This is a genomic window from Pseudomonas sp. GM24, from assembly GCF_000282235.1.
Lineage (GTDB): Bacteria > Pseudomonadota > Gammaproteobacteria > Pseudomonadales > Pseudomonadaceae > Aquipseudomonas.
The window spans coordinates 1-9,038 of the sequence record NZ_AKJR01000211.1; the positions used below are offsets into that span (position 1 = coordinate 1).

Genomic DNA, 9,038 nt, shown 5'->3' on the forward strand with positions numbered 1-9,038 from the left:
CCACTGCAAAGTTTTGAACAGCCCACAATCGGCTCCCTTCCCCCTCGCCCCCTTGGGGGAGAGGGCTGGGGTGAGGGGGATGGATCTAACTGACACACCGCAACATGCAGGCATCAGTGGCTCCGGTCAGGTTTCCTCCCGCGCCCGCCGCACCTGCACCAACAACGCCGGGGCAAAATGCAGCAACACCATCCGGCTCAAATGATGAGTCAGGATAAACACCACATTCAGCCCGCCACCAAACGCGACAATCGCAATCGTCTCAATCGCCCCCGGCATGTACGCCAGCCATAGCGACAGCGGATCACTGCCCAACCACCGCGCCGCGACTTCAGCAAACACCGCCGCCACCACGATCATCAAACCCACCGAGACCAACGCCGTGCGCCCGTGACGCCCCAGTTCCGCAACGCCAAGCCCCTGAAACCTTGAGCCGATCCGCACGCCGAGAATCAGCGCCGCCAGATTCAAACTCCAGTCCGGCATATGAAAACCGTGCAGCCATCCCGATTTCACGAACACGGCAGTGATAATGATCGCCGTGAGCATGGCGCCGGTACGCCGATCACCAGCAGCAAGCGTCCGAGCAGTACACTCAATGCGATCACCGAAAACGCGGTCAGTGCCATGCCTGTCGTTAGAGGATCACCATCGGCAACCGCCACCGCAGCGGCCTGGCCGGGAATCAGGAAACTCACCAGTACCGTGATCAGCAGCAAGCGCATCAGATGCACAATGATGACCTTGCTCGACGCTTTCTCCGACTCGAGTAAATCGAACACCGCTGCCAATGCGCCGGGATAAACCGCCAACAGCGCATCGGTACGGTTCCAGCCTGCGCCGCGCGTCAGCCACCATCCGGCCAACGCGATTTGCACCGTCAGGCAAATCAGCAACACACCAAGGCTAGGCAACATCGTCGAGGCCGTCTCGCTGTCCCACGCTTCGAACATCAGCCCGGTGGCGATACCCAGCGTGACCTGGATGTAGCCCAGTCCATAAGGCGTTGCCGGCGCGATACCGGTTTTGCTGGCAAACAATGCGGTGACGACAATTGAGCCTAACAACAAACCGTGGGGCACGCCTTCGAACTGCAACAGCGCGCCGAAACCGGCAGCAATCAACAAACAGAGAATGGATTTCATAGTCGCCTTCCTGGCTATCTACCTGACACACCACAACCCCTTCGGCAGCTCCTACAGGGAATGTATTCGTTTTCAGCCGCGCAACCGTCCAATCGCGCGACGGTATTTCTCGATCCGCTCCAAATCCTCCCAACTTGGCGAGGCAATTCGCGACAGGTCGCTGTTCTCCTCCAAGTCCGCCAGCTTCACCACCCGACCGATCGGGTTCTGTGCGGCGCGGTCGACGAAGTCTTCATAGGATTCGCCCGGCACTTTGGTCACGGATTCGATAGCGCTCAAAACGTCTTCGCTGAAGCCTTCTTTGCGCAGATCAACGAGGCTGATGCCGCAATCCTCAACCACGTCGTGCAGCACGGCGACGATGCGTTCTTCCAGCGTGCTCATGCGCAACATGACTTTCAGCGGATGCAGAATGTACGGCGCGCCGCCCTTGTCGACCTGCCCGGCGTGAGCCGTGGCGGCGATGGCGATAGCGCGTTCGAGGGTCTGGGTCATGGGAGTCTCCGTGGGTTAAACGCCGTAGCGGCCGCCGACGTGGATGTTGCGTTTGAGCCAGTTGCCGATGGCCTTAAGACGCCCGACTGGCTTCGCTGACCCGCAATGCCGCTGAAGGATCAGCGACACCAAACCAGCCTGATCGGCTTTTGGATGGGCATCGATCAACTCGGCAACCCACGCGCAATCAGCCTTATTCAAATGCTCACGCCACTCTCCCGGCCAGGCGTCCAGCTCATCCAGCGCCAACCATCGCGCACCGCCATGCTCCATATGCCCGCCGGACATCGACTGTTCGAAACAGAAAGGCGTGTCTGGCTTTGCAGGGTCAATGTGAAACAGATAGATGTCGTGGAATGGATGCTGCGAGGGGGGCGCGTTATTGCGGCTGCCGATTTCAATCATGGGCAATGTTCCAATCCTTGGGCGCTGAATGTTTCCGATTGTTTCGCAGTGTACGCGATAGGAGCAAATCAAAAACCCGATGGAACCTCCCTCCTCCGCACAATCTCGAAACTGTATCAGCGCCAAATCCTCGATCAGACACGGCGCCATTGGAGAGGAAAGCCCGATGAACATTCGATTCCTGCTTCTGATCGCCACCTTCGCCGTCATCCCCACCTGCGTCATGGCCGAAGGCTGCGACGTCCAGACCCAATCCTCCAGTGCCTCGGTGCCAGCGGTGGAAACCCACAGCTGTTATGAATACGAAGGCATGCCGGTCAACTCAATCGACTGGTCGTGCAGCAACGAAAGCAAGGACATGCTGAGCAGCACTAAAACCAAGGTTGAACACTGCGCCGATCACTATCAGGCCACGTGTATCGCCACGATCACCCAGGAATCCCTGGCCAACCCGCATTCCACCAGCAAGGACAAAAACGCCAAAGCCCTGAACATCCCCGACAACGCGCAAGTGACCACGTATTACTACGACGTGGAGCATTTGGCGCAGGCGCGGATTGATTGTGAGAATGGTGGCGGGCATTGGAAAACGAAGTAAACGACTGATTTCCATGCCAGCGACAGGCAAAGAAAAGCCCGGCTCAAAAGGACTGGGCTTTTTAGTGCGCAATATCCGTTAACCACCGCCGTTACCACCACTGCTGCTACCGGACGGTTGACCCGCAGGGCTGGGCTTGGAGGCAGAAGGCACCGGCCCATTGTCGGTCTTGCCACCATCACCACCCTTGGGCAGCGAGTCGGCATCCGGGTCGGCATTGGTGGCTGGAGACGCCGGATCACGCGTCTGGCTGTTGCCGTCGTTCGCTGTCGGGGTCGGCGTTTCGCCGGCCGCGATCGCGTACAGCGAACTGCCGGACAGCAAGGCCGCGAGGGTTAACACCGCGATTTTATGGTTCAGCATGGTGGTTCTTCCTTTGCTGGGTGAGTTACAGCATTGGAAGAGTGGCTGGCTCGAAGGTGCGGTGTATTGGATGAATGGTCATGGTTTAGGCGAAAAAAAACCGACGCCTGTTCAGGCATCGGTTTCCCCTTTTGGTGACAGGAACCGGATATCAGCGCTTCATCGCTTCACACTGGCTGCGCAGAATCTTTAAATCGGCACTCATTCTTTGGGCGTACTGACCAAGCAGGCAGAGAAGTATTTGTTCTGGAATTCAGTGGTCGCGGCCGTTTGCTGCTCTGCGGTTTCGCGCCGTGGCTCTTCATACGCATCTTGAATGAGCCTCTGATACATCTTGGTGATCAACTTATTCTCATTTTTTTCCGAAATGTCCCAAAGCGTCGCCATGGGAGCGCCATCCTGACGTGCCTGCATCACGACCATCGCCGCGTTTTCAAGGATCTTGCAGCCTTTCAGATATTCGGTTTTTGAGATGGCCTGTGCGGAAAAGCTGCAAGTAAGTAATGCAGCACAGATAAAGAGACGATTACGTAGCACAGTGGTCTTCCTTGGAAAAATGGCCCGGGACTCTATCATTGATATCGTAACGCCATCAATTCGAACTGATCTGCAAGGTTCAACGTTTCAGGGCTTCGCAGCGGGTGCGCAGGTCATGGTTGTCGATATTCCCGCAACTGCTGCCGCCGGTCGTGGCGTTGCAATAGGCTCGTTGATCATGGTCATCGATGTTGCCGCATGAGCTGTTGCCCTGCTCCGCATTGCACCGCGCACGCAAGTCGTGATTATCAATATTGCCGCAACTGCTGCCGCTCTTCTTCGCGTTGCAGTAGGCGCGCTGATCATGGTCATCGATGTTGCCGCAGGAGCTGCCACCCAACTCGGCGTTGCACGAGGCGCGCAAATCGTGATTATCGATATTGCCGCAACTGCTGCCGCTCTCCCTCGCATTGCAATAGGCCCGCTGATCGTGGTCGTCGATGTTCCCGCAACTGGCGAACGTGTAACTGCTGAACATCAACAACATGGCGAGTAATAGTCTCATCACACACTTCCTTGGGTTGCCAGGAAACAGCCTGGCACTGGTTGATCCTGTTCAATGAGCGTCGCGACACGCCATCAAATTGACATCGCTTTTTAGGAAAGTTCCAAATCGAGGTGTGTGCGAATTTGAGTTCTGAAAAAGGCGTAGGAAAACGCGTCGTGTGGTGAGGGGATTCGTCCGTCGAGGGCGATGAAGTGGCACAGACATGGCGAGCTTTTTTGCCCTGAGACTTCGAACGCATCGGATTACGTCGATTGCACCTTGAAACGCGGTTTTACGGCATTCCAACCGGCTCCCTCGCCGACCGGTTTTGCGTCCTACAAGTCGGTTGGGGCTGATGAGATTGCTGCCTAGGGGCTTTGTAAAGAGCGAATGAAAAACAACCGAAGAAAGGATAGGCATTAGACCATGAGAAAAATCCTGACTTTTTGGTGATATGCCTTATCGCATATCGTTTTAACAACCTGTCAACTTTAACAGGTGTATTTTTCGCAGATATATATAAATTTAGTTAGGCAATATCTCACTCACTGAAATCACCGGAAGGAATAAAACATGAATATCTATCGCGACTCTATTCGAGGTCTCTTGGTAGCCAGCGCGATTGGCTGTGCCAGCCTTTCGATGGCTGGAATTGCAGATACCGAACAATCAGTACGTGGCGATAAGGCTGTATATGTAACCTGTACGGAAGCCGAAAAACGCAATGGTCAATGCCAAGACAAATGACGCTAGCAGAACAGCAGACGAAAAGAAACCGCAATAACGCGGTTTCTTTCTAACTACCGTCTTCTGATAACTGCAATTAAACCACACACTAGCGCGTCAGAAATTCGCCGGCGTATTCGCACTAATAATCTCAGCCTCATCCGCCCCGATATTCCGGAACTTATGCGGCAGCGTGGTCGGGAAGTAATACCCATCCCCTGCATTCAATACACTCACCGACCCATCCACGGTCAACTCAACCGTACCCCGAGTCACCAGTCCACACTCCTCACCCTCAGCATGCACAATCGGCTCTTCCCCCGAACTAGCGCCCGGTGCGTATTGCTCACGCAACAAGCGCATCTGCCGGCTTGGCACCGAGGCGCCAATCAGCAGCAGGCGCAGGCCGTGGCGGCCGAGGTCGGGTTGTTCGTTGGCGCGGAAGACGTATTGGTGTTCGCGCGGGGGTTGGTCGAAGGTGAAGAAGTCGGCCAGGGACATGGGTATGCCTTCGAGCAGCTTTTTCAGTGAGCTGACGGAGGGGCTGACGCGATTTTGTTCGATCAGGGAGATGGTGGCATTGGTCACGCCGCTACGCCGGGCCAGCTCGCGCTGGGAGAGTTTGTAGCTTTCGCGTACTAGTTTGAGTCGAGAACCCGTATCCATGACTGCCTTATGTGAGAAGTACTTAGGCTCTGCGCGAAAACTGCCTGCGCGACGATCATGCTGCGTTAAAAACAGGCTCGGAATGCTCATGTAGGGCCCTACACTCCGCTTCCTCGCCTGTTTTTGCCTTGCCTGATCGCCGCTCGGCGGTTCTCGCGCAGACCCACGGGTAATGGGGGTGGGTGGCGGGTGCCGCGCGTGGGGCGCGGATCACGTTGCTCCCGTGTCCCGGAACCGTGAAAGGCGGCTATTAAATCACGTTTGCCGGTGTTGCTCAGCAGGTTCGATGGACGGTGGGTGAAATGAACCTGCCGGTGGTAATTCTGGGCTGAATACAAAACCTGTGGGAGCTGGCTTGCCAGCGATCGGGTGGCACATTCAACATCCCTTTTGCTGAAAGACCGCCATCGCTGGCAAGCCAGCTCCCACAGGTTTTGTGGTGTGTCAGCGGGAGTGATGGTGTCTTTTCTAACCTCATCGCGAGCAGGCTCACTCCTACAATTTGATCTTTAGTGTTTCAGTCGGATTGATGTTGTGTTTGCTGGCCTCATCGCTGGCAAGCCAGCTCCCACATTTGGTTATCAGGGAGTGTTGCGATAAGAAAAACCGGCGGGGTCTTGGGGCCGCCGCCGGGGAGGTAACTTAGATGCCAAAGCGGTCGCGCAGCGAGTAGTAGACGGCGCCGAGGGCAGTCAGTGGCGCGGAGAAGGTGCGACCACCGAGCATTGGCATGTGCGGCAGCGATGCGAAGGCGTCGAAGCGTTCGGCGTCGCCGCGGATCATTTCCGAGATCAGTTTGCCGGCGAGGTGCGAGCAGGTGACGCCGTGGCCGCTGTAGCCTTGCATGTAGTAGGCGTTCTTTTCGATGCGGCCGAATTGCGGCATGCGTGACATGGTCAGCAGGAAGTTGCCGGTCCAGCGGTAGTCGATCTTGACGTCTTTGAGCTGCGGGAAGGTCTTGAGGATCTTCGGGCGGATCAGTTGTTCGATGTCGTCCGGTTCCCGCGCGCCGTAGACCACGCCGCCGCCGTAGAGCAGACGGTTGTCGGCCGTCAGGCGGTAGTAATCCAGCAGGTAATTGCAGTCTTCGACGCAGTAGTTGTTGGTGATCAGGCTGCGCGCCTGTTTTTCGGTCAACGGTTCGGTGACGACGATCTGCGAACCGCACGGCATGCTTTTCGCGGTCACGCGGTTGTCGAGACCTTGTGGCAGATAAGCGTTGCCGGCGATCAACAGGTACTTGGCGCGGACCTGGCCTTTGGCGGTGCGCACAACGTTCGGCTCGCCGTATTTGATTTCCACGGCCGCCGATTGCTCGTAGATCTTGCCGCCCAAACGGGTGATCGCAGCCGCTTCACCGAGCGCCAGGTTCAGTGGGTGAACGTGGCCGCCCTGCATGTCCAGCAGGCCACCGACGTAAACATCGGAGCCAACTTCGCGACGAATGTCAGCCGCGTCGAGCATCTTCAGATTGCGGTTGCCGTAACGCTCCCAGCTGCGCTTTTGCTCAGCCAGACCGTTGAGTTGTTTTTTGTTCATCGCTGCGAAGATGCCGCCCGGGCGGTAGTCGCATTTGATGTCGTATTCCTTGATGCGCGAACGAATGATGTCGGCGCCTTCGAAGATCATGCTGCCGAGAATTTCTGCGGTCTTGTCGCCGTAGCGCTCTTCGATCACATCGACGTCACGGCTGTAGGAGTTGACCAGTTGACCGCCGTTGCGGCCGCTGGCGCCGTAGCCGACTTTCGCCGCTTCCAGCACCGTCACTTTGTAGCCGGCTTCGGTGAGGAACAGCGCCGAGGACAGACCGGTGTAGCCGGCGCCGATGATGCAGACGTCGCACTCGACTGACTCTTCCAGAACCGGAAAGTCGATGACTTCATTGCGGGTGGCGGCGTAGTAGCTGTTTACGTGTTGTTGCTTCATTTTATTGTTCTCCGAAGGTCGCTCATCAAGAGCGACCACCGCTGTCGAAAATCAGAGCTTGATCCAGGTCGCTTTCAGCTCGGTGTACTTGTCGAACGCGTGCAGCGATTTATCGCGGCCGTTGCCCGATTGTTTGAAGCCACCGAACGGTGCGGTCATGTCACCGCCGTCGTACTGGTTGACCCACACGCTACCGGCACGCAGGCCACGGGCGAAGGTGTGCGCCTTGCTGAGATTGCTGGTCCAGACGCCGGCGGCGAGGCCGAAGATGCTGTCGTTGGCGATCTGCAGCGCTTCTTCGGCGGTGTCGAAGGTGATCAGCGACAGCACCGGGCCAAAGATTTCTTCCTGAGCGATGGTCATCGCGTTGGTCACGCCGTCGAACAGCGCCGGTTGCACATAGAGGCCGCCGGTTTCTTCGAGGGTGCGTTGGCCGCCGGCGATCAGTTCGGCGCCCTGCTCGCGACCGATGCTGATGTAGCGCAGCACGTTGTCGAGTTGACGCTGATCGACCACGGCACCGACGGTGGTAGCCGGATCGAGTGAATGACCGGGTTTCCACGCTTGCAGCGCTTCCACCAACAGCGGAATGAATTGCTCGCGAATCGAGCGCTCGACCAGCAAGCGCGAACCGGCAGTGCAGACTTCGCCCTGGTTAAAAGCAATGGCGCCGGCCGCCGCTTGTGCTGCCGCGCGCAAATCCGGAGCGTCGGCAAACACCACGTTCGGGCTCTTGCCCCCTGCTTCGAGCCAGACGCGTTTCATGTTGCTTTGGCCGGCATAAATCATCAGTTGCTTGGCAATCGCTGTGGAGCCGGTGAAGGCCAGCACGTCAACGTCCATGTGCAACGCCAGCGCCTTGCCGACGGTGTGGCCGAAGCCTGGCAGAACGTTGAACACGCCTTTCGGAATGCCAGCATCGAGCGCAAGTTGAGCGATGCGGATTGCGGTCAGCGGCGATTTTTCCGAAGGTTTCAGAATGAACGAATTGCCCGCCGCCAGTGCTGGAGCGAATTTCCAGCTGGCCATGATCAGCGGGAAATTCCACGGCACGATGGCCGCAACTACACCGGACGGCTCGCGAGTGACGAGGCCGAGTTGGTCGTGCGGCGTCGCGGCGACTTCGTCGTAGATCTTGTCGATGGCTTCGGCGCTCCAGCGAATCGCATTGGCGGTCGCCGGGATGTCGATGCTCATCGAATCGCTGATCGGTTTACCCATGTCGAGGGTTTCCAGCAGCGCCAGTTCTTCCTGGTTCTGCAGGATCAGATCGGCGAAGCGAATCAGGATGCGCTTGCGCTCGGCCGGGGCTTTTTTCGCCCAGATGCCGGATTCGAAAGACTGACGCGCGACGTCAACGGCGAGGTTGGCGTCGGCTTCATCGGTGCTGGCCACGGAGGCGAGGAAACGGCCGTCAACGGGGCTCAGGCATTCAAACGTGTCGCCACTGATGGCCGGGCGGTATTCACCGTTGATGAACGCGCGGGCTTCGATGGTCAGGGACTGGAAGCGTTGTTCCCAGTCGTTGCGGGTCGTTGTCATTGTTGTGGCTCGACAAGGGGGAATTGGGGGGCTGTCTGGTTGCGATGTCTGGCTTGAGGTGGCTGCCCTCACCCTAACCCTCTCCCAGGGGTAGAGGGGACCGATCGGGGGATGCTCAGAATCTCCGCCGACCTGAAAAATCTTTGCC

10 protein-coding genes and 1 pseudogene are annotated in these 9,038 nt (G+C 57.5%); 2 read left to right on the top strand and 9 right to left on the bottom strand.

All coding sequences use genetic code 11. The features are described 5' to 3' along the window. Window positions 1-126 precede the first annotated feature (126 nt). The 3 genes and pseudogenes from PMI23_RS29495 to PMI23_RS22935 all read right to left on the bottom strand — a co-directional run bounded on the left by PMI23_RS29495 (window position 127) and on the right by PMI23_RS22935 (window position 2,045). Window positions 127-1,145 (bottom strand): annotated as a pseudogene (locus tag PMI23_RS29495) (AbrB family transcriptional regulator). Window positions 1,146-1,217: 72 nt separating this feature from the next. Then, entirely contained in the window at window positions 1,218-1,640 is a 423-nt protein-coding gene (locus PMI23_RS22930) for an HD domain-containing protein (protein WP_007919305.1), read from the bottom strand. Between the two features lie 15 nt (window positions 1,641-1,655). Then, entirely contained in the window at window positions 1,656-2,045 is a 390-nt protein-coding gene (locus PMI23_RS22935) for a hypothetical protein (RefSeq protein ID WP_007919303.1), read from the bottom strand. Between the two features lie 166 nt (window positions 2,046-2,211). On the opposite strand from PMI23_RS22935, the gene PMI23_RS22940 reads away from it, so the two are divergent. Next, a complete protein-coding gene (locus PMI23_RS22940; RefSeq protein ID WP_007919301.1) occupies window positions 2,212-2,643 on the top strand; it encodes a hypothetical protein in 432 nt (143 codons plus the stop codon). 78 nt (window positions 2,644-2,721) lie between these two features. Here the strand turns inward: PMI23_RS22940 and PMI23_RS22945 are convergent, their stop codons facing one another. The 3 genes from PMI23_RS22945 to PMI23_RS22955 all read right to left on the bottom strand — a co-directional run bounded on the left by PMI23_RS22945 (window position 2,722) and on the right by PMI23_RS22955 (window position 4,048). Continuing rightward, window positions 2,722-3,006 carry a hypothetical protein gene (locus PMI23_RS22945; protein WP_007919300.1) on the bottom strand — a complete coding sequence of 95 codons (285 nt, stop codon included), beginning with the start codon at window positions 3,004-3,006 and terminating at the stop codon, window positions 2,722-2,724. A gap of 201 nt (window positions 3,007-3,207) precedes the next feature. Next, window positions 3,208-3,543, bottom strand: a complete 336-nt coding sequence (locus PMI23_RS22950; RefSeq protein WP_007919298.1) for a hypothetical protein — start codon at window positions 3,541-3,543, stop codon at window positions 3,208-3,210. A 79-nt stretch (window positions 3,544-3,622) separates the two neighbouring features. Further along, complete coding sequence (locus PMI23_RS22955) at window positions 3,623-4,048, bottom strand: hypothetical protein (RefSeq protein WP_007919295.1); 426 nt, start codon at window positions 4,046-4,048, stop codon at window positions 3,623-3,625. A 555-nt stretch (window positions 4,049-4,603) separates the two neighbouring features. Here PMI23_RS22955 and PMI23_RS29900 point away from each other — a divergent pair. After that, window positions 4,604-4,777: a hypothetical protein gene (locus PMI23_RS29900; protein WP_007919293.1), complete on the top strand. Its 174-nt coding sequence runs from the start codon at window positions 4,604-4,606 to the stop codon at window positions 4,775-4,777. 96 nt (window positions 4,778-4,873) lie between these two features. On the opposite strand, the gene PMI23_RS22960 is transcribed toward PMI23_RS29900, so the two are convergent. The 3 genes from PMI23_RS22960 to PMI23_RS22970 form a co-directional block, all read right to left on the bottom strand. Then, window positions 4,874-5,422 (bottom strand): cupin domain-containing protein, encoded by a 549-nt coding sequence (locus PMI23_RS22960; RefSeq protein ID WP_007950154.1) that lies wholly within the window; start codon window positions 5,420-5,422, stop codon window positions 4,874-4,876. Window positions 5,423-6,064: 642 nt separating this feature from the next. Further along, window positions 6,065-7,348, bottom strand: coding sequence for an NAD(P)/FAD-dependent oxidoreductase (locus PMI23_RS22965; protein WP_007918698.1), 1,284 nt, complete (start codon window positions 7,346-7,348; stop codon window positions 6,065-6,067). A gap of 51 nt (window positions 7,349-7,399) precedes the next feature. Further along, window positions 7,400-8,890, bottom strand: a complete 1,491-nt coding sequence (locus tag PMI23_RS22970; RefSeq protein ID WP_007918696.1) for an aldehyde dehydrogenase — start codon at window positions 8,888-8,890, stop codon at window positions 7,400-7,402. Window positions 8,891-9,038 lie beyond the last annotated feature (148 nt).